Origin of the sequence: Collimonas rhizosphaerae (assembly GCF_038896935.1) — a bacterium.
Lineage (GTDB): Bacteria > Pseudomonadota > Gammaproteobacteria > Burkholderiales > Burkholderiaceae_D > Collimonas > Collimonas rhizosphaerae.
Genome location: NZ_JBANDC010000015.1, coordinates 106,444 through 132,130, shown reverse-complemented (window position 1 = coordinate 132,130; position 25,687 = coordinate 106,444). Strand labels below are relative to the sequence as shown.

24 protein-coding genes are annotated in these 25,687 nt (G+C 61.6%); 17 read left to right on the top strand and 7 right to left on the bottom strand.

Going from position 1 to position 25,687, the window contains the following annotated elements; translation table 11 throughout:
* Window positions 1–190: 190 nt before the first annotated feature.
* A complete protein-coding gene (locus V8G57_RS19610; protein WP_342830775.1) occupies window positions 191–484 on the bottom strand; it encodes a hypothetical protein in 294 nt (97 codons plus the stop codon).
* Window positions 485–652: 168 nt separating this feature from the next.
* Between V8G57_RS19610 and alaC the strand changes: the two genes are divergently transcribed.
* From alaC to V8G57_RS19580, 6 genes are all read left to right on the top strand, one after another.
* Window positions 653–1,846, top strand: coding sequence for an alanine transaminase (alaC, locus tag V8G57_RS19605; protein WP_092402311.1), 1,194 nt, complete (start codon window positions 653–655; stop codon window positions 1,844–1,846).
* A gap of 277 nt (window positions 1,847–2,123) precedes the next feature.
* Window positions 2,124–3,335 (top strand): type VI secretion system-associated FHA domain protein TagH, encoded by a 1,212-nt coding sequence (gene tagH / locus V8G57_RS19600; protein WP_092402293.1) that lies wholly within the window; start codon window positions 2,124–2,126, stop codon window positions 3,333–3,335.
* A complete protein-coding gene (locus tag V8G57_RS19595; protein WP_092402296.1) occupies window positions 3,328–4,116 on the top strand; it encodes a PP2C family protein-serine/threonine phosphatase in 789 nt (262 codons plus the stop codon). Before tagH ends, V8G57_RS19595 begins: the two co-directional genes overlap by 8 nt.
* A 71-nt stretch (window positions 4,117–4,187) precedes the next feature.
* The gene (locus V8G57_RS19590) at window positions 4,188–5,849 is read left to right on the top strand and encodes a serine/threonine protein kinase (protein WP_342830774.1); all 1,662 of its coding nucleotides are present in this window, start codon (window positions 4,188–4,190) and stop codon (window positions 5,847–5,849) included.
* A 24-nt stretch (window positions 5,850–5,873) separates the two neighbouring features.
* A complete protein-coding gene (locus V8G57_RS19585) occupies window positions 5,874–6,347 on the top strand; it encodes a TssQ family T6SS-associated lipoprotein (RefSeq protein ID WP_342830773.1) in 474 nt (157 codons plus the stop codon).
* A 286-nt stretch (window positions 6,348–6,633) separates the two neighbouring features.
* The gene (locus V8G57_RS19580; RefSeq protein WP_342830772.1) at window positions 6,634–8,709 is read left to right on the top strand and encodes an FAD-dependent oxidoreductase; all 2,076 of its coding nucleotides are present in this window, start codon (window positions 6,634–6,636) and stop codon (window positions 8,707–8,709) included.
* A gap of 275 nt (window positions 8,710–8,984) precedes the next feature.
* Here the strand turns inward: V8G57_RS19580 and V8G57_RS19575 are convergent, their stop codons facing one another.
* Window positions 8,985–9,251 carry a hypothetical protein gene (locus V8G57_RS19575; RefSeq protein ID WP_342830771.1) on the bottom strand — a complete coding sequence of 89 codons (267 nt, stop codon included), beginning with the start codon at window positions 9,249–9,251 and terminating at the stop codon, window positions 8,985–8,987.
* Between the two features lie 12 nt (window positions 9,252–9,263).
* Between V8G57_RS19575 and pip the strand changes: the two genes are divergently transcribed.
* The 8 genes from pip (at window position 9,264) to V8G57_RS19535 (ending at window position 17,862) form a co-directional block, all read left to right on the top strand.
* A complete protein-coding gene (gene pip, locus V8G57_RS19570; RefSeq protein ID WP_342830770.1) occupies window positions 9,264–10,250 on the top strand; it encodes a prolyl aminopeptidase in 987 nt (328 codons plus the stop codon).
* 73 nt (window positions 10,251–10,323) lie between these two features.
* Complete coding sequence (locus tag V8G57_RS19565) at window positions 10,324–10,857, top strand: BON domain-containing protein (RefSeq protein WP_342830769.1); 534 nt, start codon at window positions 10,324–10,326, stop codon at window positions 10,855–10,857.
* 163 nt (window positions 10,858–11,020) lie between these two features.
* Complete coding sequence (locus V8G57_RS19560) at window positions 11,021–11,491, top strand: hypothetical protein (protein WP_342830768.1); 471 nt, start codon at window positions 11,021–11,023, stop codon at window positions 11,489–11,491.
* A gap of 176 nt (window positions 11,492–11,667) precedes the next feature.
* Window positions 11,668–12,807, top strand: a complete 1,140-nt coding sequence (locus V8G57_RS19555; RefSeq protein ID WP_342830767.1) for a branched-chain amino acid ABC transporter substrate-binding protein — start codon at window positions 11,668–11,670, stop codon at window positions 12,805–12,807.
* Window positions 12,808–12,826: 19 nt separating this feature from the next.
* On the top strand, window positions 12,827–13,531 hold the full coding sequence (locus V8G57_RS19550; RefSeq protein ID WP_342830766.1) for a helix-turn-helix transcriptional regulator: 705 nt from the start codon (window positions 12,827–12,829) through the stop codon (window positions 13,529–13,531).
* Window positions 13,532–13,624: 93 nt separating this feature from the next.
* Window positions 13,625–14,257 carry a glutathione S-transferase family protein gene (locus V8G57_RS19545; RefSeq protein WP_092400096.1) on the top strand — a complete coding sequence of 211 codons (633 nt, stop codon included), beginning with the start codon at window positions 13,625–13,627 and terminating at the stop codon, window positions 14,255–14,257.
* Between the two features lie 211 nt (window positions 14,258–14,468).
* A complete protein-coding gene (gene aspT, locus V8G57_RS19540) occupies window positions 14,469–16,154 on the top strand; it encodes an aspartate-alanine antiporter (RefSeq protein ID WP_342830765.1) in 1,686 nt (561 codons plus the stop codon).
* Between the two features lie 61 nt (window positions 16,155–16,215).
* Complete coding sequence (locus tag V8G57_RS19535; protein WP_342830764.1) at window positions 16,216–17,862, top strand: bifunctional aspartate transaminase/aspartate 4-decarboxylase; 1,647 nt, start codon at window positions 16,216–16,218, stop codon at window positions 17,860–17,862.
* Between the two features lie 42 nt (window positions 17,863–17,904).
* Here V8G57_RS19535 and V8G57_RS19530 read toward each other — a convergent pair whose 3' ends face one another.
* Window positions 17,905–19,164, bottom strand: a complete 1,260-nt coding sequence (locus V8G57_RS19530; RefSeq protein ID WP_342830763.1) for a cytochrome-c peroxidase — start codon at window positions 19,162–19,164, stop codon at window positions 17,905–17,907.
* Window positions 19,165–19,351: 187 nt separating this feature from the next.
* Between V8G57_RS19530 and acpA the strand changes: the two genes are divergently transcribed.
* Window positions 19,352–21,490, top strand: a complete 2,139-nt coding sequence (gene acpA, locus V8G57_RS19525) for an acid phosphatase (RefSeq protein WP_342830762.1) — start codon at window positions 19,352–19,354, stop codon at window positions 21,488–21,490.
* 68 nt (window positions 21,491–21,558) lie between these two features.
* On the opposite strand, the gene V8G57_RS19520 is transcribed toward acpA, so the two are convergent.
* The 3 genes from V8G57_RS19520 to V8G57_RS19510 form a co-directional block, all read right to left on the bottom strand.
* Window positions 21,559–22,539, bottom strand: coding sequence for a pyridoxamine 5'-phosphate oxidase family protein (locus V8G57_RS19520; protein ID WP_342830761.1), 981 nt, complete (start codon window positions 22,537–22,539; stop codon window positions 21,559–21,561).
* A gap of 51 nt (window positions 22,540–22,590) precedes the next feature.
* Complete coding sequence (locus V8G57_RS19515; RefSeq protein ID WP_342830760.1) at window positions 22,591–23,229, bottom strand: glutathione S-transferase family protein; 639 nt, start codon at window positions 23,227–23,229, stop codon at window positions 22,591–22,593.
* 137 nt (window positions 23,230–23,366) lie between these two features.
* Window positions 23,367–23,939 carry a TetR/AcrR family transcriptional regulator gene (locus V8G57_RS19510; protein WP_254785176.1) on the bottom strand — a complete coding sequence of 191 codons (573 nt, stop codon included), beginning with the start codon at window positions 23,937–23,939 and terminating at the stop codon, window positions 23,367–23,369.
* Window positions 23,940–24,106: 167 nt separating this feature from the next.
* Here V8G57_RS19510 and V8G57_RS19505 point away from each other — a divergent pair, with 167 nt between their 5' ends.
* The gene (locus V8G57_RS19505; protein ID WP_342830758.1) at window positions 24,107–24,523 is read left to right on the top strand and encodes a MarR family winged helix-turn-helix transcriptional regulator; all 417 of its coding nucleotides are present in this window, start codon (window positions 24,107–24,109) and stop codon (window positions 24,521–24,523) included.
* Window positions 24,524–24,642: 119 nt separating this feature from the next.
* Window positions 24,643–24,876 (top strand): hypothetical protein, encoded by a 234-nt coding sequence (locus V8G57_RS19500; protein WP_342830757.1) that lies wholly within the window; start codon window positions 24,643–24,645, stop codon window positions 24,874–24,876.
* A gap of 63 nt (window positions 24,877–24,939) precedes the next feature.
* Here the strand turns inward: V8G57_RS19500 and V8G57_RS19495 are convergent, their stop codons facing one another.
* Complete coding sequence (locus tag V8G57_RS19495; protein ID WP_092400060.1) at window positions 24,940–25,677, bottom strand: LuxR family transcriptional regulator; 738 nt, start codon at window positions 25,675–25,677, stop codon at window positions 24,940–24,942.
* Between the last annotated feature and the right edge of the window lie 10 nt (window positions 25,678–25,687).

The window sequence follows — 25,687 nt, the reverse complement described above, 5'->3', positions numbered from 1 at the left end:
CCGCACACCTACCGAAGTCGAGGCACAGTTCAAAAGTGCTTAATTAACCTGTCCACCAAAACCGGGACACCTCACTCTGACCCCATTTAACGGGCCACGGAGTACGTTCGGTGGCATGCTATGGACGTTTGTCGTTACTTAAAACGTTTTCTACTCCGTGGGTACAAGCCGGGAGCGGCCCGGCAGCCGCTCACTTTCTTTGCTTCGCCCCTAGCCGGGCGCCAAAAAGTAAGCAAAGAAAGGCGACCGCAAAGCCGTTGCCCTCCCTTCGGTCGGGTCCCCAAATCCGGCGCGTGCCAGTCGGGTGGGGAAAGCAACTCGCCTTCGGCTCAAACATCTTTCCCCACAATTCCCGGCTGACACGCGCCGGATTTGGCAACGTCTCCATGCGGAATTCAAAAGCAACGGCAAGGTCAAAAGCAACGGCAACGGCAAAAGCAACTTCAACCACAAAATCAAAATCAACCGCAACGTCAAAAGCCACAGCCTTGTCTATTTGCCGGATGCGGTGACAAACAGGTTTTCCGAATCGTGGCCGGCTGCATTTTCGTTATTGCGCAATCATTCGATGTTCAATAGAATCGTCGCTGGAACGCCAATTCGTTCCAACGTCGCTCGGACGGTTCCGGGCGCTTACGTGAAAGTACAAGCTATGTCTGAATCCGCAACTCCGCGCAGGTTTTCGCGCATCGATCGTCTTCCCCCTTACGTTTTTAATATCACCGCCGAGCTGAAGATGGCGGCGCGTCGGCGCGGGGAGGATATTGTCGATATGTCGATGGGCAATCCCGACGGCGCTACGCCGCAGCACATCGTCGACAAGCTGGTTGAAGTATCGCAGCGGCCCGACACCCATGGTTATTCCGCATCGAAAGGCATTCCCCGGCTGCGGCGGGCGATCAGCCATTGGTACAAGAAACGCTATGACGTCGAATTCAACCCGGATACCGAAGCGATCGTCACCATTGGTTCCAAGGAAGGGCTGGCGCACCTGATGCTGGCGACGCTGGATCGCGGCGATACGGTGCTGGTGCCGAATCCGAGTTATCCGATCCACATCTACGGCGCGGTGATCGCCGGCGCAGATATCCGTTCGGTCCGCATGAGCCCGGGCGTGGATTTTTTCGCCGAGCTGGAGCGGGCGATACGGGAAAGTTATCCGAAACCGAAAATGATGGTGCTGGGCTTTCCGTCCAACCCCACCGCCCAGTGCGTCGAGCTGGAATTTTTCGAGCGCGTGGTCAAGCTGGCCAAGGAACACAACATCCTGGTGGTGCACGACCTGGCGTACGCCGACATCGTCTTCGACGGCTGGCAAGCGCCGTCGATCATGCAGGTGCCCGGCGCGCGCGATGTCGCGGTGGAGTTTTTCACGCTGTCGAAGAGCTACAACATGGCCGGCTGGCGCATCGGCTTCATGGTCGGCAACAAGGAGCTGGTGGCGGCGCTGGCGCGCATCAAGAGCTACCACGACTACGGCAGTTTCACGCCGGTGCAGGTCGCGGCGATTGCGGCGCTGGAAGGCGACCAGCAGTGCGTCAAGGATATCTGCGCCAAGTACCAGAGTCGGCGCGATGTGCTGGCCAAGGGTTTGCATGAGGCCGGCTGGATGGTCGATATCCCGAAGGCGTCGATGTACATCTGGGCGCGCATACCGGAAGCCTACCGCCACCTGGGATCGCTGGAGTTTGCCAAGCAGTTGCTGGAAAAAGCCAAGGTGTGCGTTTCGCCCGGCATCGGCTTCGGCGAATACGGCGATGAATACGTGCGCTTTGCGCTGATCGAAAACGAAGCCCGGATCCGCCAGGCGGTCCGCGGCATCAAGGCCATGCTGCGCCAGTCCTGAGGGCATTCGCTCCTCCTTGCGGGCAGGGCGGCGCCCTGTCCCGCAATTTCCAGACCTGCACCCCTGTTCTTGATCCCGGCCCTGGCTGACAGAAAATGTCACTACGGATGACAAGAGAGGGCAGTTTTGCAGGTTGAAAACCACCGAATTACCAGGTTTTTCGGGCTTCTCAGGTCGTTTCCGGCAGGCATTTCTTGGGCATGGAACTTGCAGCCAGGCAAGCCATGATTCTCTCAGGCTTTTTGCGCCAGGCCAGGTGCAGCTGGAAACCCACCCGATGATAAAAATTAGTGTCATTTCTTACAACAACGTGGCGCCTGAATTGCCTCTGTCGGCCGTGTTCGGCCGCGAGCCGAGGACCTTGGGCCGCAGCGATGAAAACCACTTCGTGCTGGCCGATCCCCGGAATTTTGTATCGCGCATTCAGGCGGCGATCAAAAGCGACGGCATCCGCCAGACCATCACCAATCTCAGCCGCGCCAATCCGATCCTGCTGAACGGGCAAGAGATCGACGCCGAGCGCGAATACGATTTGCAGATAGGCGATGAAATCCAGATCGGACTGTACTTATTGCGCGCCGAGGCGCAGCTCAACTTGATGAAAGATAATCCTGACATGACCAATCAGCCAGGCCAGCCACCGGCCAATCCGGTGAAACGGGTAAATGGCGGCAAACCGCTGCTGAGCGTATCCGAGACCCGCCTGGCGGCGCTCGCGCAATTGAACCTGGAACTGGCGGCGACCGCCAATTCAGCATTGCCTACTTCGCCGGCGCCGATGCCGGCGGCGCCGGTGCGTCCCGTGAGCGCGGTAACCCGGCCTGCCGCGAATCCGGCGCCGGCCGATGCCGGCGAAGAGAGCCAGGCCGAGCCATCCGCATCCAGCGAAGCGCTGGTGCTGGCGTTCATGAAGGGCGCGGGCCTGCCGGCCGGGACCCTGGCGCCGGAACTGACGGCGGAAATGATGGAAACCGTCGGCAAGCTGCTGGCGACGGCGGTGCAGGGCACGATCGACCTGAACGCATCGCGCGCGCTGGTAAAGCGCGAAGCGCATGCGGACGTGACCAAGGTAGTGGTCCGCAACAATAATCCGTTGAAATTCTTTGCCGACAGCCAGACCGTGCTGATCCAGATGCTGCGCAAGAAAATGCCGGGTTTCATGGGCGCCACCGAAGCCATGCAAGACGCTTACCAGGATTTGCAGGCGCACCAGGTGGGCGTGGTTTCCGGCATGCGTGCGACCATGAACGAGATGCTGCAGCGCTTCAATCCTGAAGTCATGGAGAAGCGCGCGAAAAAAGGCGGCGTGCTTGAGGCGCTGCTGCCGGCGAAGCGTAAGGCACGGTTATGGGATGCCTATGCCGAACGCTACCAGCGGATCATCGCGGAAGCCGCGCAGGACGATTTCCAGACCCTGTTCGGCAAGGCTTTCTTGCAGGCTTACGAAAGAAAAGTAGAGAAGCAGAAAAGAGAGACGCAGCATGCCTGAGCAATCGCTGCTCAGCGACACGGCGGTCCCGGTGGTCCTGAGCCTGGCGCAGCTGAGCCATGCCGGCGGGCGGCAGGTTAACCAGGATTCCTGGGGCAGCGTGCTGCAGGAAGACCTGGCTTGCGTGATTGTCGCTGACGGCGTCGGCGGCCAGTACGGCGGCGAGATCGCCTCGAATATCGTGGTCCATTCGATCATGGAAATGTTCGTGGAAGAAGCTTCTTTCGGTCCGCGCGCGCTGCAGTCCTATATTGAACATGCGGTAGCCCAGCTGACCCGGCGCCAGGCGCAGATCCCGCGCCTGAAAGACATGAGTTCAACCGTGGCGGTGCTGCTGATCGACCAGAAGAACCGTTGCGCGTTGTGGGGCCACATGGGCGACACCCGGCTCTACCTTTTCCGCCGCGGCAAGCTGTTGAGCGCGACCAAGGACCACAGCCTGATCCAGCAATTCGTCGACGCCGGCCATTGTTCGCCCGAGCAGCTGCGCCGCCATCCGCGCCGCAGCATCCTGTGCGCCGCGGTCGGCGTCGAGGGTAGCGCGCCGGCGGACATCACGCAGGACGTGACTCAGCTGCAAGGGGGTGATACCTTCCTGGTCTGCAGCGACGGTTTCTGGGAGTGGATCAGCGAGGCGGAAATGGAGCAGGCGGCTCTGCGGGCCGGTTCTGCCCAGGACTGGCTCGACCTCATGCACGCGATTGTCGAAAAGAACGGCAAGGCATCCAATATCCCGCTTGATAACTGTACTGCGTTTACGATTTATGTCGCCGAACCTTAACCCTCGGCGAATTGCTAGAGACGTGTTGATAGCTGTCCAGAATAATATAACTAACGTCGAATCCAGAGAATATGCAAAACGCCAAGCCGATTGACCAGCACGAAACGACGGCTGTCGAAAACTGCTTGCCCAAGGGTACGCGCCTGGCCGATTTTGAAATCATCGGCGTCATCGGCGAAGGCGGTTTTGGCATTGTCTACTTTGCGTTCGACCGGTCGCTGCGGCGCATGGTGGCGATCAAGGAATACATGCCGGGCGCGTTCGCCGGGCGCGGGCCGGATAAAAAAGTCGTGGTGCGCTCGCAGCGGCACCGCGAGACGTTCACCATCGGCCTCAAAAGCTTCATCAAGGAGGCGCGCCTGCTGGCGCAATTCGACCATCCCGCGCTGATCAAGGTTTACCGTTTCTGGGAACAGAACAATACCGCCTACATGGCGATGCGCTACTACGAAGGCCGCACGCTGAAAAGCGTGGTGCAGAATTCGCCGGCGCAGGTGACCGAAGCCTGGCTGAAAAGCATGCTCAAGCCGATGCTGGAAGCGCTCGACGCCATGTACCGGGTGCAGATACTGCATCGCGATATCTCGCCCGACAACATCATGATCCAGAAGAGCGGCGAGGCGGTGTTGCTGGACTTCGGCGCAGCGCGGCAGATCATCGGCGACATGACCCATTCGCTGACCGTGATCCTGAAGCCGGGTTACGCGCCGATCGAACAGTACGCCGACGACGCCCTGATGAAGCAAGGGCCATGGACCGATATCTATTCGCTGTCGGCGGTGATCTATTTTGCCGTCGTCAAGAGCGCGCCGCCGACCTCGGTGGCGCGCATGATCAAGGATCCCATAGAGTGCCTGCAGGAAGGCGAGTACAGCGGCTTCAGCAAGGAATTCCTGGCCGCCATCGACAAGGGCCTGGCGGTCAAGCCGGACGACCGGCCGCAATCGATAGAGGAATTCCGCAAGCTGCTGGACCTGGAGCTGTCGGTGCCGATGCCGGACAATGAAGCCACCGCTCCGATCGCATTCCGCCTGCCCAACCGCAAGAAACCGGGCGACGAACCGACGATCGGCGACGACCGGCGTGCGCGCAAGCGTCCAGCGGTGCCGCCGAGCGTGCTCGACAAGCCGTTGAGGGCACCCGCCTGGTGGATCGGCGCTGCCGTCGCCGTGCTGGCGCTGGGCGCCTACCTGTGGCTCAAGCCCGCCGGGAAGGCGCCGGCGCCGGCTGCAGTTGCCGCCGTCCGTGCCCCCGCCGTGGTGCCGGCGCCCAAGCCCGCCGCGGCGCCGGCCGAGCAGGTCCTTGATGAAGAAACCGTCGCTTGGGAAACCGTGAAACAGCTGAACGGCGCGACGCCGCAGCAGGTCGACGCTTTCCTGAAAAAATACCCGGGCGGCTCGCATGCGGAAGCGGCGCGCGCCAGGCTGGCCGAACTGCAAGGCAGCGGCACGGAGAATGTCGCAGCGGCAGCGGCCAAGCCGGCCGCGCTGAAGGACGCCGAGGCAAAAGCGGTCGATCCGACCGGCGTGGTTTTGCTGACCATCAAGCCATGGGGCAATGTGCTGGTCGACGGCAGCATGAAGGGCGTCAGTCCGCCATTGAAAAAACTGGTCCTGCCGGAAGGCAAACATCAGGTCAAGGTGGTCAATCCGAGTTTTCCTGACCGCGTTTTTGAAATTGACGTCAGCCCGAAAAAATCGCGTAGTATCGACTACGATTTTTCGTCCCACTAAATGCATTTCAGCCAAGAACGCGTCATGACCACCTCTTTTACCCGTATCAGCAGCTTTGCGATGCTGGCTGCCGCCATGATGCTTGGCGCTTGCGACAGCCTCGACAGCATCACCAAACCGGCCGCGGCAGTGGCGACGCCAGGCGGAGCGGCAACCGCCGCCGGTGCAGCCGCCGCGCCTGAACAGCCGGCCCAGCCGTCCGCCTTGGCCGACGGCATCGCCCTTTACAACAAGGGCAGCTACAGCGCCGCCGTCAAGCGCCTGGCAAATGCGCCCGAGATCTGGTCGGCGGATGTCGCGACCCAGACCGAAGCCCTGAAATACATGGCTTTCAGCTATTGCGTGACTGCCAGGAAGAAGCTGTGCAGGCAGCAATTCGACAAGGCCCTGAAACTCGACGCCGGCTTCGACCTGGCCGCAGGCGAAAAGGGCCATCCGCTGTGGGGCCCGGTGTTCAACCAGGCCAAGAAGGCAGCGGCGACAACCGCAAAAAAATAAGGCCCTAGCGTCCGAAACTCAGTGCGGCAAAACCTGGCAGCCGCGGGATCCGCTCAGCCATGAATTGCATGAAAATCGTGGCGCGCAGCGGCTGGTAGCGGCGCGACGGGTACAACAGCGAGGCTTCCTGTCCCGTTGCGCCCCATTCCGGCAGGGATCGCCCAGAATAGGCTAGTGCCTCTAATCGCCGCCAAAACAGGGGTGTTTCAGCGATCCGCCGGCGCTTTTCAGGTAGATTCCGGCCTGTCACCGACTTTTGCAGCGCCACTGCTTTTTGGAAAAACCTATGTCCCACCCCGTCTACCCGCACCTGCTCGCCCCGCTCGACCTCGGCTTCACCACCTTGAAAAACCGGGTGGTGATGGGCTCCATGCACACCGGCCTGGAAGACCGCTTTTTTCATTACGGCAAGCTGGCGGAGTATTTCCGGGCGCGCGCCAAGGGTGGTGTCGGCCTGATCGTGACCGGCGGCATTTCTCCCAGCAGGCAGGGCTGGCTGCTGCCGTTCGGCGGCACCATGAACAGCATCGGCGACATCCACAACCACATGCGCCTGACCAGCGCCGTGCATGAAGAAGGCGGCAAGATCGTGATGCAGATCCTGCATGCCGGGCGCTACGGCTACCAGCCGTTCGTGGTGTCGGCTTCAGCCATCAAGTCGCCGATTTCGCCGTTCAAGCCGCGCGCGCTGAGCGAAGGCGGCGTCCAGTCCACCATCGCGGCTTATGTGCGTTGCGGCCGGCTGGCGCAACGCGCCGGCTACGACGGCGTGGAAATCATGGGCAGCGAGGGTTACCTGCTCAACCAGTTCCTGTCGCCGCGCACCAACCATCGCCAGGACCAGTGGGGCGGCAGCATCGAGAACCGCATGCGGCTGGCGCTGGAAATCGTGCGCCGCATGCGCGCCGCGGTCGGCGAAAATTTCATCATCATGTACCGCTTGTCCCTGTTGGACCTGGTGGAAGGCGGCAATACCGGCGCCGAAGTGGTGGCGGTGGCGCAGGCCCTGGAGCAGGCTGGCGTAACCTTGATCAATACCGGCGTCGGCTGGCATGAGGCGCGCATTCCCACCATCGTCACTTCGGTGCCGCGCGGCGCGTTTCGTGAAGCGACGGCGCGCCTCAAGCGCGCCGTCAAGATCCCGGTGATTGCTTCCAACCGCATCAACACGCCGGAAGTGGCGGAACAGATCCTGGCCGAGGGCGACGCCGACATGGTGTCGATGGCGCGGCCGTTCCTGGCTGATCCCGAATTCGTGCTCAAGGCCCAGCAGAACCGCGCCGAGGAAATCAATACCTGCATCGGCTGCAACCAGGCATGCCTCGACCACACGTTCAAGCGCCAGCGCGCCACCTGCCTGGTCAATCCGCAGGCTTGCCATGAAACCGAGCTGGTCTACCGGCGCACGGTAAAAGCGCGGCGGGTAGCGGTGATCGGCGCCGGGCCGGCCGGCTTGTCGGCGGCGACCGTGGCTGCCGAGCGCGGCCATCGGGTGACGCTGTTCGAGGCTGCGGCGCAGATCGGCGGCCAGTTCACTATCGCGATGCAGGTTCCGGGAAAGGAAGAATTCAGCGAAACCATCCGCTATTTCCATCATCGTCTTAAACGCACCGGCGTCGAGCTGCAGCTGAACCAGCGCGTCAGCCGCGAGCAGCTGGCGGCGCTCGGTTTCGACGACGTCATCGTGGCGACCGGGGTGACGCCGCGCAACCTGCGCATTCCGGGCATCGACCATCCGATGGTGCTGTCTTATCTCGACGTGTTGCAACGCAAGGCGCCGGTCGGCAAGCGGGTGGCGGTGATCGGCGCCGGCGGCATCGGTTTCGACCTGTGCGAATTCTTGCTGCACGATGCGCATGTGCCTTTGCCGGTGCCGATTGCGGAATGGATGGACGAGTGGGGTGTCGATCCGCTGGCGGCGGAATCGGGTGGACTGCGGCCTGCGGCGGTGGCGGTGCCGGTGCGGGAAATCCATCTGTTGCAGCGTAAGCAGAGCAAGGTGGGGGCGGGGTTGGGCAAGACTTCGGGCTGGGTGCATCGTAGCGTGATGCAGCGTAATGGGGTGCAGATGCTGGCGGGGGTTGATTACCAGCGTATTGACGATCAGGGTTTGCATGTCAGCATTGGTGGCGAAAGCCGGGTGCTGGCGGTGGATAACGTGGTGATCTGTGCGGGGCAGGAGTCCTTGTACGAATTGGTTCCGGCTGAGGTCCTTGCACCGGGAAAGCCTGGCGAACCGGTGAAAACCAGGACGCAGCAGACCGGGTCGCGTTATCACGTGATTGGCGGTGCTTCGTTTGCCAGTGAGCTGGATGCCAAGCGGGCGATACGCGAAGGCGCAGAACTAGCTGCGGCACTGTAGTTAAATGGGGTCAGAGTTTTTTTTCGCGCCTTTTGCGAAAATTACTCTGACCCCATTTAACGGGCTACGGAGTACATTCGGCGGCATGCGATGGCCTTCGTTCGTCGTTACCTAAAACGTTTTCTACTCCGAGGATGCAAGCCGGGGGCGGCCCGGCAGCCGCTCACTTTCTTTTGCTTCGCCTTACGCGGCCCGGCCAAAAGAAAGTAAGCAAAGAAAAGGCGACCGCAAAGCCGTTGCCCTCCCTTCGGTCGGGTCCCCAAATGAGTCAGCGGTCAGCCGGGTGGGAAGACAAACTCGCTTCGCTCAAACATGTCTTCCCACAATTCCCGGCTGACCGCTGTCTCATTTGGCAACGTCTCAATGCGGAATTCAAAAGCAACGGCAACGGCAACGGCAACGGCAACGGCAACGGCAACTTCAACCCCGACGTCAAAATCAACAGCCTCAGCCTGATTGCTTGTTGGCGAATTTTCCCGTTTCCCCCCTCGCTGGACGCCATCGCCATACTTGCTTATGATCGTATCCTCCGACTCCCACAAGGAAACGATTTCATGACAACCAGCCAACCCGCTGTGCAGCAAAGCGCCATTCCGCAATTACGAGGCTTGTATCCGCCGCTGGAGCCGTTTAAATCCGGTTTGCTGGATGTGGGCGATGGGCACCAGGTGTATTGGGAGTTGTGCGGCAATCCCGATGGCAAGCCTGCGGTGTTCTTGCATGGCGGTCCGGGTGGCGGGTGCAATGCCGATCATCGGAGGCTGTTCAATCCGGAAAAATATTGCGTCATGCTGTTCGATCAGCGCGGGTGCGGGCGGTCGACGCCGCACGCTAACCTGGAAGCCAATACTACCTGGCACCTGGTGGCTGATATCGAGCGGCTGCGCGAATTGATCGGGGCTGAAAAATGGCTGGTGTTCGGCGGCTCTTGGGGCAGCACCCTGGCCTTGGCTTACGCCGAGACACATCCGCAGCATGTCAGCGAGCTGGTGCTGCGCGGGATATTTACCGGCACCAATGAAGAAGTGCAGTGGTATTACCAGGACGGCGCATCGCGCCAGTTCCCGGACAAATGGGAAGATTTCCTGGCGCCGATCCCTGAGGCGGAACGGCATGACATGGTGGCAGCTTATAGCCGCCGCCTGACCGGGACCGATGAAAGCGCCAAGCTGGCCGCGGCAAAGGCATGGAGCGTGTGGGAAGGCAGCACGGTCAAGCTGATTCCCGATCCTGCGCTGGCCGAAGCGCATGACGAGCCGGAGTTCGCGATCGCTTTTGCCCGTATCGAAAACCACTATTTCACCCACGGCTGTTTTTTCGAAGACGGCCAGCTGCTGCGCGACGTGGCGCGGCTGCAGGACATTCCGGGCGTCATCGTGCAAGGCCGCTACGATGTCTGCTGCACGCCGAAAACCGCGTGGGCCTTGCATAAGGCATGGCCGGAAGCGGAACTGCACATCATTGCCGATGCCGGGCACGCCTACAGCGAACCGGGAATCCTGCATCAGCTGATCCTGGCGACCGACAAGTTCGCCGCTTAAGCAGGAAAACAAGCAGGACGGGCGGCTGCCCTCCGCAGGACACCGCGCCGGCTGACCATTCAGGAGATCCGTTATGTCACGACGGTTTCACTTGCGATACATGCTGCCGTGGTGGCTGGCGGCCGCCGGGATAGTCGCGCCGGCCGCCGCGGAAACCCTGAAAAACTGGTTCAACGACCCTTTCATCCAGGTCCGCGGCGCCGTGGCGGACTGTCCGCAGCCGCTGGGGCCGCTGACGAATGAAGAAGAGATGCGCAGGCAAACGCACTGGCGCAGTGAACGCGGCACCACCTGCTGGCTCGCCGGCCAATGCGACAAGCCGAACTCTTATCTGTACGATGCGCCGATCGCGCGCTCGGTACAGGCGCATTTTGCCGCCGAACCGGGATTCGCCCGCAACAGCAGCCTGTGGCTGACCTTCCAGCGCCGCTTCGTCTGGGTCGAAGGCTGCAGCGCCGATCCGGCCGTCGACGCGGCCGCGCTGGAAACTTTTGTCCGCGCTGAACCGTATATCGAACGGGTGATTGTTAACCTGCGTACCGGCGGCGGCAACCCGCCCTACCCGCTGGCGCCGCCTGCGCCATTGGGACCGCAGCCGGCCAGATAGATTCAGGGCTGGCCATCCGCTCGATTTTCGATTGTTACTCATTTAACGTAACAATCGATGCCAGGAATATTCGATTTGCTAAAAAAGCCGCAAACCGTTTAGAGTGGCCGTGCAATGCGCCGGATGATCCAACGCGCTGCGTATGGAAAGCAAAAGGTAAGGCATGAAATTGATCCTGATTCCCCTGCTGTTTAGCACTTTACTGATGTCCGATATGGCGATGGCGGACGATCTGTCGATGTCCGTCGGCGACATGCTGAGCGACAAGGATGTGATGCAGGCTGCCAATGCCTGTTTGCTGAAACATCCGAAAGGCGGCAATGTGTTTGTTGAAAATGTCTATCCGATGAACCACGGCATGGTTGGCATCGTTACCGCGGACGCTTCGGGACGCCGCTACGATTGCAACGCCGAACTGGGAACCGGAAAAGTGCGCAGCAGCGAACCGATTATCGAACCCAAGGGGCCGCTGTTCGTATCGGCCAGGCAGATGCAGGCGCCGCCGCAAGGCGAGTGTTTCAGCAGCAGCCCGCTGGTAATCGGCCGCCAGCTGCAAGGCTGGCTGCTGAGCCAGACCGGCAAGTGCGGCGGCGTTTCCTGGAGCGGCATCGCCGCCGGCGCGAAAACTCCATGATTCTCTGACGAACAAGGCTTTTGACGTCGACATGGCAAGCACCAGCAATAACCTGGCTGCAGCCTATGCCGCCCATCAAGCCGCGCCTTGTGTGTAGAATAAATGCCGCTGGATCAGTTGCGGCGAGGCTGGGATAATCGCTGCACTTCAGCCACATTCAAACCAGAGGAGAAAACATGCAGAACCATGCCAAAACGACGTTGCTGGCCGCCGCCATCGGGTTGAGCTTTAGCGTTGCCGCGCAGGCCCAGGAGCAAGTCGTGAAGATTGCGCACGTCGGCCCGATCACCGGTCCGGTTGCGCATGTCGGCAAGGATAATGAAAACGGCGCGCGCATGGCGATCGACGACCTGAACGCCAGGCATCTGGTCATCGGCGGCAAGAAAATCCAGTTCGTACTGCAGGCTGAAGACGACGCCAGCGATCCGAAGCAGGCTACCAGCGTCGCCCAGAAGCTGGTCGACGTCAAGGTGGCGGGGGTGGTCGGGCATCTGCAGTCGGGCACCTCGATTCCCGCATCGAAGATTTATTTCGACGCCGGCATCCCGCAGATTTCACCTTCCGCGACCAGCGCCAAATATACCGAACAAGGGTTCAACACCACTTTCCGCGTGGTTGCCAACGACTCCCAGCTCGGCGCTGCAATGGGGCGTTATGCGGCAAAAACCTTGCATGCAAAAAAGATCGCGGTGATTGACGACCGCACGGCCTACGGGCAAGGGCTGGCTACCGAGTTCCTTAAAGACGCCAAGGCGAACGGTGTGGAGATAGTGTCGACGCAATACACGAACGACCGGGCCACCGACTTCAGCGCAATCCTGACCGCGGTCAAGGCCAAGCAGCCGGACCTGATTTTCTTCGGCGGCATCGACGCCAGCGCCGGCACCATGCTGCGCCAGATGCGGCAACTCGGCATCACCGCCAACTTCATGGGCGGCGATGCGATCTGCACCGGCGCCCTGCCGCGCCTGGCAGGCGAAGGCCTGATCGACGACAAGGTCTATTGCGCGATCGCAGGCGGGGTCGAAGATACCGCGCCGCTCGACGCTTTCAAGGCGGCTTACAAGAAAAAATACAATGCCGACATCGTCCAGTACGCGCCGTACACCTACGACGCCGTGATGATCATCGCCAAAGCCATGCAGCAAGCCAATTCGGTCGATCCCAAAAAATACCTGCCGGCGCTCGGCAAGATCCAGTACACCGGCGTCACCGGCAAGATCGCATTCGACGGCAAAGGCGACATCAAGAACGGCACGCTGTCGATCTACACCTTCAGGAACGGCCAGCAGACATTGCTGTCGCTGACCAAGTAGAGCCGTCCAAGGAGACATATTGGCGCAAGCAGCAAGCCGCACCGGACGATTGTTCATGCTGATGGATGCTTTGCGCAGCCATCGGCGGCCGGTCACCGCTGCCTGCCTGGCGGAGCAGATGTCGGTCTCGGTGCGCACTATCTACCGCGACGTGCAGACCCTGATCGAGCTGGGCGCGCCGGTCGAGGGCGAAGCTGGCCTGGGTTATGTGCTGCGCGCCGGCTTTTTCCTGCCGCCGCTGATGTTCAACGAAGACGAACTGGAAGCGCTGGTGCTGGGAGCGCGCTGGGTCAAGCAGCAAGGCGACGACGGCTTGGCGCAGGCCGCGGGGAATGCGCTCAGCAAGATCGCCGCCGCTTCGCCGCTCGACCTGCGCGACAGCATGGCAAACATGGGTTTGCTGGCGGCCAGCTTCCTTGAGGAAGCGCCCAACAACAAGACGCTGGGCCCGATCCGCGAAGCGATCCGGCGCCAGCACAAGATCAATATCGGCTATCGCGACGAGAACGGCAATGCTACCGAAAGACTGGTCTGGCCGATTGCGCTGGCGTTCTTCGAGGGCAAGCGGCTGGTCATCGGCTGGTGCGAGCTGCGCAACGGCTTCCGCCATTTCCGCAACGACAGGATCAGCGCCTTGACGGTGACCAAGCTGCGCTATCCGCAGCAGCGCAGCGTGCTGCTGCAGGCCTGGCGCAGCGAGAATCCGTTCGGCGAAGATCATTAGGACTGGCTTGTCGGAACGCTACTGACACAGGTTGTCAGCAGCCCGGGACTAAGATGCAGGTCTTGCATCAACAACTTCCGGGAGATCGTCGTCATGCGCCTTTACCATCACCCAATTTCATCCAATGCGCGGCGCGTCGTCATGACCGCGCACCACCTAGGCCTGCCGCTCGACCTGGTGCTGCTTGACCTGTCCAGCGCCGACCAGCGCAAGCACCTGCTGGCGATCAATCCCAACGAAAAAATCCCGGTGCTGGTGGACGGCGATTTCATCCTGTGGGAGTCTTGCGCGATCATGCAATACCTGGCCGACAAGACGCCGGGCCAGTCGGTTTATCCGGCCGAGCTGCGGGCGCGGGCCGACGTCAACCGCTGGATGTTCTGGTCGGCCCAGCATTTCGCGCCGATGATAGCGATTTTTTACTGGGAAAATTTCATCAAGGGGCTGATCGGCGCCGGCCGGCCGGATCCGGTCGAATTGCAGCGCGCGCTTACCGACCTGGAGAAATACGCCGGCGTGCTGGACGGACATCTGGCGCAACGCAGGTGGGTGTCGGGAAGCGGCCTGACGCTAGCTGATTTGGCGATCGCCGCGCCGCTGATGGCGGTCGAACCGGGGCGCGTGCCGCTGGCGCCGTACACACACCTGCAAGCCTGGTTCAGCCGTGTGCAAGAACTTGACGCCTGGCGCCAGACCGAGCTTGAAGAAGAGCTGTTGATAGCCTGACAGCTGCCGCCAGGCGGCATGTGCCGTCAACCTGTATCACCCCCTCCTTTTTGCCAGGCAAGACAGTCGCTATTTCTTTTTGGAAATAGCGACTCTGCTATTATGAAGATGCTTTTCTGCAACTTCTCAAGGTCCCAGCTGCGCGAACCGTCCTGGCCGCCGCATCGATTGATTGAACAAACTGCATTTCTCACAAGGAAGGATGTCCCTTATGGAGTGGCTGCATGAGTTATTCAAGAAATCCCCGGAGATAGCGCTGTTTTTATCGCTGGCGGTCGGTTATGCCGTCGGCAAGATCAAGTTCGGCAAATTCCAGTTGGGCGGCGTCGCCGGCTCCCTGCTGGTGGCGGTGCTGGTCAGCCAGGTCGGAGTGCATGTCGATCCCGGCGTCAAGGCCGTGCTGTTTGCCTTGTTCATTTATGCGGTCGGTTACGAGAGCGGTCCGCAGTTCTTCAACTCGCTAGGCAAGCAGTCGATCCGGGAAATCATCCTGGCGGCGGTGCTGGCGCTGACCGGGCTGGCGACGGTAGTCGTGATGGCCAAGCTGTTCGGCCTCGACAAGGGCCTGGCGGCGGGCGTTGCCGCCGGCGGCCTGACGCAGTCGGCAATCATCGGCACCGCCGGCGACGCCATCACCAAGCTGGGGCTGGATGCGGCAGAGGTGGCGCGCCTGCAGGGCAATGTCGCGGTGGGATACGCTGTGACCTATGTGTTCGGCTCCTTCGGCGCCATCATCGTCTGTGTCAGCATCTTGCCGAAACTGATGGGCCGCAGCATCCGCGACGATGCGATCAAGGCCGAGACGGCGATGCTGGCCGGCGTCAAGCTGCTGGGGCCGGAACAGCATGCGGCGCTGCCGGAACTGGTCGGCCGCCTGTATGAAGTTACCCAAGGCAAGATCTCGGTCGAGGAAGTGGAAAATCTTGATCCTGCTACCGCCATCACCATCGAGCGCGTCAAGCGCGCCGGCCAGGTGATCGAAGTCAGTCCGCAGCTGATGCTGCAGTCGCATGACATCGTGCTGGTGGTCGGCCGCCGTGAAGCGGTGGTCAGCACTTCCGGTTTCCTCGGCAAGGAAGTGTATGCGGTGGAAGGCATGGAGCTGACCATGCAGCACCGGGAAGTGGTGCTGACCAACAAGGCATTCCACAACAAGAGCGTGGCGGAAATCCGCACCCAGACCGCGGGCGAGGTGCGCCACGGCATTTACGTGGTGCAGCTCAGCCGCATGGGGCAGGTGCTGCCGATACTGCCTGAAACCATCGTGCAGGTGGGCGACGTGGTGTCCATTTATGGCGCCGAACAAGACGTCAAGCGCGTTGCCGATATCGTCGGTTATGTGATCGTGCCGAGCGCCAAAACCGATTTTGTCTATCTGGGCGCCGGGCTGGTGGCCGGCTTGCTGGTCGGCCTGCTGGTAGCCAAGGTCGGCTCGATCCCGCTGACGCTGGGCAGCGGCGGCGGCGCCCTGCTGTCCGGCCTGCTGTTCGGCTGGTTCCGTTCCCGGCACCAGTCGTTCGGCGCCATGCCGGCCGCCGCGGTGCAAATCCTGAAAGACCTCGGCCTGGCCGGCTTCGTGGTGGTGGTTGGCCTGTCGTCGGGCCTGCAGGCGGTGCAGACCGTCAGGCAACAGGGTTTCACCATCTTCGGCGTCGGCGTGGTGGTGACCATCCTGCCGATGATCCTGACGATGCTGATCGGACGCTATGTCCTGCGCTACGACAATACGGCGGTGTTCGCCGGCGCCCTCAGCGGTTCGCGCAGCGCCAACCCGGCTTTCGGCGAGGTGCTCGACAAAGCGGAGAACGCCATTCCTACCGTGCCCTTTGCCATTACCTACGCCCTCGCCAATGTGTTCCTGACCTTGCTGGGACCGCTGGTGGTGGCGCTGGTCTGATCTTGTTTGCGCATCCTGCTCCGCCGCGGCGGAGCCAATCTATCGAATAAGGAGTATCAGAATGGATTTCAGCAACCCGGATAAACTCGCCTTGCTCAGCCCGTTTGAATTGAAAGACGCATTGATCCAGGTGGCGTCGAGCGCTGACCGCGCCATGCTTAACGCCGGCCGCGGCAACCCGAATTTCCTGGCCACCACGCCGCGCCACGGCTTTTTCCAGTTCGGCCTGTTTGCCATGAGCGAAGCCGAGCGTTCTTATATCTATATGGATGGCGTCGGCGGTTTCCCGCAGCGCGACGGCATCGAGGCGCGTTTCGAGATTTTCACCAAGGCCCATGCCGGCGTCGACGGCGTGCGTTTCATCGAAGCCGCCGTGTCTTATGTGCGTGACCAGCTGGGCTTGTCGGCCGGCGCTTTCCTGTACGAGATGTGCGTAGCCATCCTCGGCTGCAACTACCCGGTGCCGGACCGCATGCTGAGCCTGGGCGAGCAGATCGTCGGCCAGTACATCCGCCAGGAGATGATTGGCGAGCAGCCGTTCATCGGCAATTTCGACATGTATGCGGTGGAAGGCGGCACCGCCGCCATGACATACATTTTCAACAGCCTGCGTGAAAACCATATCCTCGAGGCCGGCGACACCATCGCCCTCGGCATGCCGATCTTCACGCCGTATATCGAAATCCCGCACCTCAACGACTACCAGCTGGTCGAGCTGCTGGTCGATGCGCCGGCCGAGAACAGCTGGCAGTTCACCAGGAAAGAACTCAACAAGCTGCTCGATCCCAAGGTTAAGGCATTCTTCCTGGTCAATCCCAGCAATCCGCCTTCGGTCAGGATCAACGACGAGACGCTGGCGTACATTGGCGAGATCGTCAGGCAGCGCCCCGACCTGATCATCCTGACCGACGATGTGTACGGCACTTTCGCCGACAACTTCATATCGCTGTTTGCGATCTGCCCCTACAACACCATCCTGGTGTATTCGTTCTCCAAGTATTTCGGCGCCACCGGCTGGCGCATGGGAGTGGTCGCCACCCATGAAAAGAATATCCTGGACGACAAGATCGCCGCCTTGCCCGAGGCGCGGCGCAAGGAGCTGGACCTGCGCTACAACTCGATCACCACCGAACCGCGTGCACTGAAATTCATCGACCGGCTGGTGGCCGACAGCCGCACCGTGGCGCTGAACCACACCGCCGGCTTGTCGACCCCGGTGCAGGCGCAGATGACCTTGTTCTCCCTGTATTCGCTGCTGGACGAGCCGCAGAATTACAAGAAATCGATGAAGCGCATCGTCCTGCGCCGCAAAGAAGCGTTATACCGGGCGCTGGCCTTGCCGCTGCCGGTCGACGCCGATTCGGTCCACTACTACCATCTGCTCGACCTGGAAACGCTGGCCACGCAGATGTACGGCGCCGATTTCGCCAAGTGGATGGTGAAGCGCCTGAAGCCGAACGAAGCGCTGTTCCGGCTAGCGGAAGAAACCGGCGTGATCCTGCTGCCAGGGCGCGGCTTCGGCACCGCGCACGCTTCGGCGCGGGTGTCGCTGGCCAATCTCAACGAGTACGACTACACCAACATCGGCAAGGCGATCCGCAAGCTGGCGCTGGAATTCCATGTGCAGTTCGAGAAAACCGCCGGTGGCGGCAAGGCGGCCGGCGGCAAGCCGAAAGCAGCAAAGGGTGCAAAGAAGGCCAGGAAATAACGCTGGCGGCCGGCTCGCGCAAGGCCGCGAGCCGGCTGGCGGTCAAGGCCGGTAGCCGTCGTTCAGGGTTTTGAGGAAGGCGATCACGTCCTTGATTTCGTTATCCGTCAGCGCCGGCTTGTCGCCCGGCTTGCGGTCAAACGGCGCTTCGACGTTGACGTTGCCATGGTATCCCTCAGGCAGGTCGTCATACTTGCGCACCTTGCCGTCTTTTCCGCGCGGATACCATTTCTCTGGCTGGGTGTCGCGCTGCACGTAGAATTTCATCACCTGCTCCAGGCTGCTGAAGGCGCCGTTGTGGAAAAACACCTGGCGCGTGGCGACATTGCGCAAGGACGGCGTTTTGAACATGCCGCAATACTCGGTCTTGTCCTTGAGGTCGGTGCGGTCCGGGCCGCACAAACCCATGTCGTAATATTTCGGATCGGCGTTGGCCGGGATGTTCTTGTTGCGCGGCACGCCGATGGCGATCAGGCCGTAGTCGGTAAATTGCGGGAAGGCGCCGCTGGCCGTGATTGCGCTGATGTGGCAGGAGGCGCAGTTGCCTTTCGACGCATCGTTGAACAGGCGCAGGCCGTTCAGCTCCTGCTTGCTGAGCTGGACCTGCTGGCGCAGGAAGGCGTCGTACTTGCTGTTGTAGGGATAGAATTCGGTCGGGCTTTCCTGGAATACTTCCAGCGCCATCAGCGCCCATTTGAAGGCTTGCTCCTGGTTGTCGAAAATATCCTCGCCGAAGGTGGCGCGGAACTGCGCCGCGTAGCTGGCTTTTTTCAGTTTTTCCACCACTTCGGCCGCATTCGCATTGCCCATTTCGTGCGCCGACAGCAGCGGGATCCGCGCCTGGTCGTGGGTCGACGGCGCGCGGCCGTCCCAGTTGTGGCCGCCGGTGGGGCCGGCGTCGATGCTGTCGTCGCCATCGTCGTCGAAGAAATGTTCGGTGAAGGCCGGCACGTTCTGTATGTAGCGCAGCGAAGGCACGGCGCGCGTGCCCAGCGTTTTCATTTCCTTGCCGCCCAGCTGCACCGCCAGGTTGTTGGGCGGGCCGAATGCATGGTCGGGGCTGTGGCAGGTAGCGCAAGACATCTTGCCGGACGCCGACAGCGAAGGATCGGAAAACATGGTGCGGCCGAGCGCGGTCATGGCGGCTACCGAGGGCTGCTTTTTCAGCGTCGGCGCATAGGTCGCGCCGACGTAGGCCGGTGCAGCGGGCTTGGCTGTTTCGGCGTCCGCGTGCTGCTGGCCGCAGCCGTTCAGGAGAAGCACGGCGACGCCGCTCAGGAATGCAATGACCGCTGGTTTCATAGGAATGTTTGACAAGCCTTGGGGACGAGCGGAGCGCCGCGTCGAATGGGAGGCAAGCCTAGCAGCGTTGTGTGACAGAACGATGACACATCCACATCCTGAAAATAAATGGCGGCCGCTGCGGCATTTCACACAGCTGAAATATTCGGGGCATACGATTGCGCTTTTTATCGCCCGGGGAGGGTTTATGAAGCGGACCATGCAATGGCTGCCGGTAACGGTGGCAACGGTGACACTATCGGCGGGCCTGAGCGCCTGCGGCGGCGGCAGCTCGATCGGCGAGGCCACTGGTTCAGTGACCAGCGGCCAGGTCACCGGCAGCTATTATGAAAACGCCAAAGTCTGCTTCGAAGACAAGGTAAAGAAAGCGACGTGCGACGCCGCGTCGCCGGTAGCCAGGACTGCTCCCGACGGTTCATTTTCCCTCAAGGGCCAGGGCGCGGTAGTGGCCACCGTCGATACCGACGCCATCCGCCACGAAGCGCTGGGCGACAAAGGCAGCGCCGTCACGCAGAAACTGGTGTTCCGTGCGCCGCTCGGCCGCAGCGCTTTCATCAGCGCCATCTCGACCGAACTGACAGCCGCCATGGATGCCAACGGCGGCGATTTCGCCGACGCCAGCAAGAAGCTGGCCGCCAAGATCGGCACTGCCGAAGCCAACCTGCTGGCCGACATCAACAAGCTGGGCGGCAATGACCTGGCCAAGCTGAAAGCGGAAGCAGCGGCCGTCAACGCTGCCATCGCGGCGGCCATCGCCCAAGGCGGCACGGTTGACCTGGGCCAGGCCCTGGCCGGCGCGCTGGCGATGAACAACATCCAGAACGTGGTGGTGATCTTTGCCGAGAACCGCGGCTTCGACAACCTGTACGGCCTGTTCCCCGGCGCCAACGGCATTCCCGGCGTCAATCCGACCTCGACTTCCAGTTATGTACCGCAAAAGGATTTCGACGGCAGCACCCTGCCGGTCCTGCCGCCGACCTGGGGCGGCATGACCCTGGCCGGCCAGAGCACCGTCATCACCCAGGCGCAATCGGCCAACCTGCCGAACAAGCCGTTCCAGATCGATGACGCCAACAGCCCGATCTATATGTCGTCGTCCGTGATCACGCGCGACCTGGTGCATCGTTTCTTCAATAACCAGATGCAGATCAACGGCGGCAAGAATGACAAGTTCGCCGCGTACTCCGATGCCGGCGGCCTCAGCATGGGCTATTACGACGGCAGCAAGATGAAGCTGTGGAATATCGCCAAGCAATACACGCTGGCCGACAATTTCTTCATGGGCGCTTTCGGCGGCTCCTTCCTGACCCACCAATACCTGATCTGCGCCTGCGCCCCGACTTACCCGAACGCCGACGCCGCCACGTCACCTGCCAAGGGCAACATCTCGGCCGTCACGCTCGACGCCAGCGGCAACCTGGTCGGCCTGACTCCGGGCACCGGCAATCCGACTTCAGTATTGAACGGCGCCCCGGTCTACCTGAAGGACAGCACTATCACGCCGAAAGACGCTTCCGGCATGTTCTACGCGGTCAACACCATGCAGCCGCCGTACCAGCCTAGCGGCAACAACGCCGCCGCCGTGGCAGTGTACGCCGACCCAAGCAAGGCTACTACCCTGCCGGTCCAGACCCAGGCCAACATCGGCGACGAGCTGACCAGCAAGGGCGTCGACTGGGCCTGGTATGCAGGCGCCTGGAACGCCGCATTGGCAGATGCGCCGAACGCCACCCGCAGCGTGATCTACGGCGGCAAGGTCCAGTTCCAGCCGCACCACCAGCCGTTCAACTACTATAGCCGCTTCGATCCGGCTACCGCCGCCGGCGCTGCCGAACGCGCCGCCCACCTGAAGGATTTCGACGCTTCGTTCCTGCAGGACGCCGCAGCCGGCAAACTGCCTGCGGTCGCGTTCTATAAACCGCAAGGTAATTTGAACCAGCATGCCGGTTACGCCAACGTGGCTGACGGCGACGCCCATGTCGCCGACGTCATCACCAAGCTGCAGGCCAGCCCGCAGTGGAAGAACATGCTGATCGTGGTGACTTACGATGAAAACGGCGGCTTCTGGGATCACGTGGCGCCGCCAAAGGGCGACCGCTGGGGTCCGGGCACACGCCTGCCGACTCTCCTGGTGTCGCCGTATGCGAAGAAAGGTTTCGTCGACCACACCCAGTACGACACCGCTTCCATCCTGCGCTTCATCACCAATCGTTATGCGTTGCCGGTGCTGCCTGGCCTCACCGCCCGCGACAAGGCGCTGGTGGCGAGCGGCGCCAAGCCGATGGGCGACCTGACCGGCGCATTGACGCCGGTGCCGCAAGAGTAATCCGCGCAAGCTCGGCGGGGAAAAAGATAAAGCCGGCTGCCTTGGAAAAGGCAGCCGGCTTTTTTTCATCACTGCCAGGAACCCATGGGCGCCAGCGCCGGCGACAGTTCCGCTTCGCTCCAGCGCAGCGGCAGCGAGGCTTCGACCCGTATCGCCTGCTCCACGCGGAAGCGCAGCAAACGTTCGGCGCCCTTGAATGCCGCCACTTCGGGGCCATCCCAGACCAGCTCGGCGCTGGCCGCCAGGTAGAGCACGTCGCCGCTGGCGAAATCGATGAACAGCAAGCCGGCGCGCGGATGCTCGACCAGGTTGCCGATGGTGTTGAAGAAAGAATTGCCGACGAAATCGGGCACCGTCAGCGTCTTTTCATCGTCGATGCGGACGAAGCCGGGTTTGCCGCCGCGATGCGACACGTCAACCCCGTACTGGCGGTTGCTTGCATCGGCAGGTTTGCCCATGAAGGCCGTGGCGATGAAAAAAGTGTCCGCGCCGGCGACCAGGTCTTGCATCGCGGCGTCCAGCCGGGTTGCCCTGTGCACTACGGGCGCCGCGGCGTCGTCGCCTTCGACCAGGGTGGGACGGCGCGCCTGGATATATTTCGGGCAGTTGCCGAAGCTCTGGTCTACCTTCAGCGTCCATCCTGCCGCGCCGATTTTCTCGACCTTGCCGTTCATGCGGTTGCGGCGGCGGGTATGCGGTTCGATGCCGAGCAAGCCGATGGCTGCGTTGTCGGCCAGCGTCTGCCGCAGCGGATCGGCTGCCAGCACATGCGGATGTATCTCCAGGTGCTCGGCGTCCGGCGAAGTCACGAAACCGGGCGCGCCGGTGACGATCGACGCCCACGGCTGCTGTTCGCGGTCGATGCTGCCGACGATCATGAACGGCAGCTGCTGGAAAAACTCGCGGTGCTGGTCGGGCATGAAGCTGCGCAGCAGCTGGCCGCGGCTCGCCATCTTTTCAAGCATGCCGGCGCGCTGCTGCGCCGTGCGTTCGCCGCGATGGAAAGGCGTGCTGTCCGGACCGGTTGCGGCGATTTCAGGATGGGACATTCTTGGCTCCTTGGCAGGGCGCTCCAATCGATTGATGACCGGGGCGCGGTTTCAGGCCGCCAGCGCCGGTGGCGTGGCTTGCATGGCGACAAAACCGGGCAAGGCTTCAACCCGTCCCAGCCATGCCCGGATCTGCGGGTAGTCGTCCAGCGCCACGCCGCCCTCCGGCGCATGCGCGATGTAGCTGTACGCCGCCACATCGGCAATCGTCACCTGGGCGCCGGCCAGGAACGGGCGGCTGGCCAGGTGCGGCTCCAGCAGGGTGAACAGTCGTGTGGCGGTGGCGCAGGCCGCGCCAAGGTCGAGCGGCATGCCGAACAAGGTCGCCAGGCGGGCGCTGGCCGGGCCGCGGAAAATCTCGCCCGCGGCCAGCGACAGGAAGCGCTGCACGGTTGCCGCTCCCAAAGGATCGCGCGGCAGCCAGCCGGCGTCGCCGTATTTGCTTGCCAGGTAGACCAGGATCGCGTTCGAGTCAGCCAGCGTGACTTCGCCGTCTTCAATCACCGGCACCTGGCCAAACGGATTTTTCGCCAGGAACTCAGGCTTTTTCTGTTCGCCGGCGCCGAGGTTGACGTCGATCATTTCAAACGGCAGGTCCAGCAGGGACAGAAACAGCTGGACGCGATGGGCATGGCCGGACAAGGGGGCGCGGTAAAGACGGATCGGTTGGGCTGGGCGGACGGTTGGCATGGATTATCTCCTGGAAGGCTGGAATAAAAGCACCGCAAGCGATGCCTGGCGAAAACTGCATGATCATGTACCGAACAATCGGTACAATACAAAAGCAAAACCAGGCTGTCAAGTTAAAGCGGGAAATCAAAAATGCCTTACTTGGCCGGCTGAGGGCCAAGCAGGATGGCGGGGAAATTTTCTATCATGCGCAAAAAGGGGCCGTTGCTGTCCAGGGCGCGAGACACGATCAGCGATCCCTGAATCGCCACCACGGCATTCTCCGCGCGTACGGCGGCTTCCACCTTATCCACGCCAGCTTCTTCGGCTACCCCGGCCAGCAAGGCCATCAGGGCCCGCATGCGCCCGCCCAGGTGCTGCTGGAACAGCGACCCGGCTTCGCCGATGGTGAATACGTCCATCAGGCAGGGCGCCATGCCATTGGCGTAATACTCGGTCAGCTTGCCGGCGAAGCGCTGCAGGCGGATGGCGGATGCCTCGCGGCTGTCCAGGGTGGACAGCACATGCTGGGTAAACCAGGCGCCGACCGCTGCCATGGCTGCGCTCGCCATGTCTTCCTTGCCGTTTGGAAAATAATGGTAAAGGCTCGACCGTCCCAGGCCGGTGGCCTCAGACAGGCGCGACAGGCTGCTGCCTTCATAACCATAGCGGCGGAAAGCAGCCAGGATGCGATCGACGACCTGGTCGCGGGAGAGAGTAGCTGCTGGCATGATATTTAGACCTGGTGAGTGTACCGAATGTTCGTTGTTATCAATGTAGTGGTGAAATACCAAAACAGCAAGGGTATCCATGCAAAATCCGCGCATGCCGGTTCCAGGCAGCTAACGGCTGCAGAATAATGGTTGCCTAGCTAACCATATCGTTCTAGAATAAAGCCATGTTTGACCACTGCCTTTATTTCAACACTACCGCCCTGGCGCGCATCGTCGAGCGTGAGTGGAATGCGGCCTACCAGCCATTCGACCTGACTGCGCCGCAGGGTTTTGTCCTGCGCGCAGTGCTGCGGCACCCTGGCCTGCTTAACAGCGAACTGGCCGATATCTTCGGCATAGCCAGGCCGACGGCGACGCGCTTGCTGGACGCGCTGCTAGCGAAGCAGCTCATCGAGCGCCGTCCGTCCGCCGCCGACGGCCGCGAATGGAATATCTTCCCGACCGCCGCGGCGCTGGCGCTGGATGGCCCGATCAACGCCGTCAGTGCGGAGGTGGCCCAGCGTTTGCGCGGACAGGTAGGTGGCGACCGCTTCGACGATTCGATCAGCGCCTTGCGCGGGGTCAGGGAAAGCATCGGCTGATTGCCGGTTCGTACACAAGACAGAAGGCAGGCGCGCATGCCTGCCTAAATTTTTATCCAATTGGTTGTTTAGCTAACTTCTTTTGCGAGGGAATCGCCATGCCATCCATGACAGGGGATATGCAAAAAAACGCAGGGGGCCGCATCGCGCTGATGGTGTTTGCCGTTGCCGCCGCGGCGTTCGGCGTCATCTTGTATTTCGGCGCCGACCTAAGCTTGCTGGACAGCCAGGACGCTTGCCTGGCAGCGCATGCGGCGGACCATGGCATCACCGCGCAGCAGCTACGCAGCGACGCCAGCCGCCAGCCGGAACTGGTGGCGGCGCTTTCATCCTGTTCCGGCATGGCGCCTTGAATTGCTGCAGGCCGGCTTATTCGGCCAGCTGCGACACGGCACGGGAAGCCGGTGCCTGGCGGTTCAGGTATTGGGTTTGATGATACCCATCATGACCGCTCTGCTGATAGCGTGGCGGGTACTATAGACGCCCAGTTTCATCGCCACATTCTTCATGTGGAAATACACGGTGCGCTGCGATATGCCCAGGATCAGTCCGATTTCGCTGCTGGTCTTGCCGTCGGCGCTCCAGCGCAGGCATTCCAGTTCGCGCGCCGATAAAATCGGTTCCTGGTTCGGAGCAACCTTGCGCCACAAGCGCTCCGCCGCTTCCTGCAGGTATACGCCAAGCAGCAGGGCGTCGGCCTGGGCTGCGACAGGCAGCGCGGCCGGGCGCGCCGCGTTGCTGTAGAAATCGAGGCGGCTCACCGCGTGCTTGCTGTGCAGCGCCAGGCTCATGCCTTGCGTGACGCCCCTGGCTTTCAACAATGGATAAACCTGTCCGCCATGCAGCAGGCACAACTGGTCGACTTGCCAGTTCAGCGGCAGGCAAGAGCGCGCGAGATGCTGCCGGACCGGATCGGTCTTGTCGTCGGCCGGCTGGCTGAACTGCTGCAGCAACGGGTTTGGCAGGCTGCCGAACAGCTGCACCTGCGATGTGCCGTTGACGCTGGCAATCTCCATCTGCAACATGAAATCGCAAACGCCGAGCTGCGCCAGCAGGCGCTGCATGCATGTGCGCAGCTGCTCCCAGTCAGGGGCTTGCACCACCTGCAGCAGGTCGGGCGCGGATAATCGAGGAGCGGTTTCGCTTTGCAGCATGTGATTTTCA

Coding starts and splice junctions, on each gene's coding strand:
- alaC (WP_092402311.1), top strand. CDS start 653: ATGTCTGAATCCGCAACTCCGCGCAGGTTTTCGCGCATCGATCGTCTT.
- V8G57_RS19500 (WP_342830757.1), top strand. CDS start 24,643: ATGCAAAAAAACGCAGGGGGCCGCATCGCGCTGATGGTGTTTGCCGTT.
- V8G57_RS19510 (WP_254785176.1), bottom strand. CDS start 23,939: ATGCCAGCAGCTACTCTCTCCCGCGACCAGGTCGTCGATCGCATCCTG.
- aspT (WP_342830765.1), top strand. CDS start 14,469: ATGGAGTGGCTGCATGAGTTATTCAAGAAATCCCCGGAGATAGCGCTG.
- V8G57_RS19545 (WP_092400096.1), top strand. CDS start 13,625: ATGCGCCTTTACCATCACCCAATTTCATCCAATGCGCGGCGCGTCGTC.
- tagH (WP_092402293.1), top strand. CDS start 2,124: ATGATAAAAATTAGTGTCATTTCTTACAACAACGTGGCGCCTGAATTG.
- V8G57_RS19520 (WP_342830761.1), bottom strand. CDS start 22,539: ATGTCCCATCCTGAAATCGCCGCAACCGGTCCGGACAGCACGCCTTTC.
- acpA (WP_342830762.1), top strand. CDS start 19,352: ATGAAGCGGACCATGCAATGGCTGCCGGTAACGGTGGCAACGGTGACA.
- V8G57_RS19505 (WP_342830758.1), top strand. CDS start 24,107: ATGTTTGACCACTGCCTTTATTTCAACACTACCGCCCTGGCGCGCATC.
- V8G57_RS19580 (WP_342830772.1), top strand. CDS start 6,634: ATGTCCCACCCCGTCTACCCGCACCTGCTCGCCCCGCTCGACCTCGGC.
- V8G57_RS19565 (WP_342830769.1), top strand. CDS start 10,324: ATGTCACGACGGTTTCACTTGCGATACATGCTGCCGTGGTGGCTGGCG.
- V8G57_RS19535 (WP_342830764.1), top strand. CDS start 16,216: ATGGATTTCAGCAACCCGGATAAACTCGCCTTGCTCAGCCCGTTTGAA.
- V8G57_RS19560 (WP_342830768.1), top strand. CDS start 11,021: ATGAAATTGATCCTGATTCCCCTGCTGTTTAGCACTTTACTGATGTCC.
- V8G57_RS19515 (WP_342830760.1), bottom strand. CDS start 23,229: ATGCCAACCGTCCGCCCAGCCCAACCGATCCGTCTTTACCGCGCCCCC.
- V8G57_RS19495 (WP_092400060.1), bottom strand. CDS start 25,677: ATGCTGCAAAGCGAAACCGCTCCTCGATTATCCGCGCCCGACCTGCTG.
- pip (WP_342830770.1), top strand. CDS start 9,264: ATGACAACCAGCCAACCCGCTGTGCAGCAAAGCGCCATTCCGCAATTA.
- V8G57_RS19585 (WP_342830773.1), top strand. CDS start 5,874: ATGACCACCTCTTTTACCCGTATCAGCAGCTTTGCGATGCTGGCTGCC.
- V8G57_RS19595 (WP_092402296.1), top strand. CDS start 3,328: ATGCCTGAGCAATCGCTGCTCAGCGACACGGCGGTCCCGGTGGTCCTG.
- V8G57_RS19555 (WP_342830767.1), top strand. CDS start 11,668: ATGCAGAACCATGCCAAAACGACGTTGCTGGCCGCCGCCATCGGGTTG.
- V8G57_RS19590 (WP_342830774.1), top strand. CDS start 4,188: ATGCAAAACGCCAAGCCGATTGACCAGCACGAAACGACGGCTGTCGAA.
- V8G57_RS19530 (WP_342830763.1), bottom strand. CDS start 19,164: ATGAAACCAGCGGTCATTGCATTCCTGAGCGGCGTCGCCGTGCTTCTC.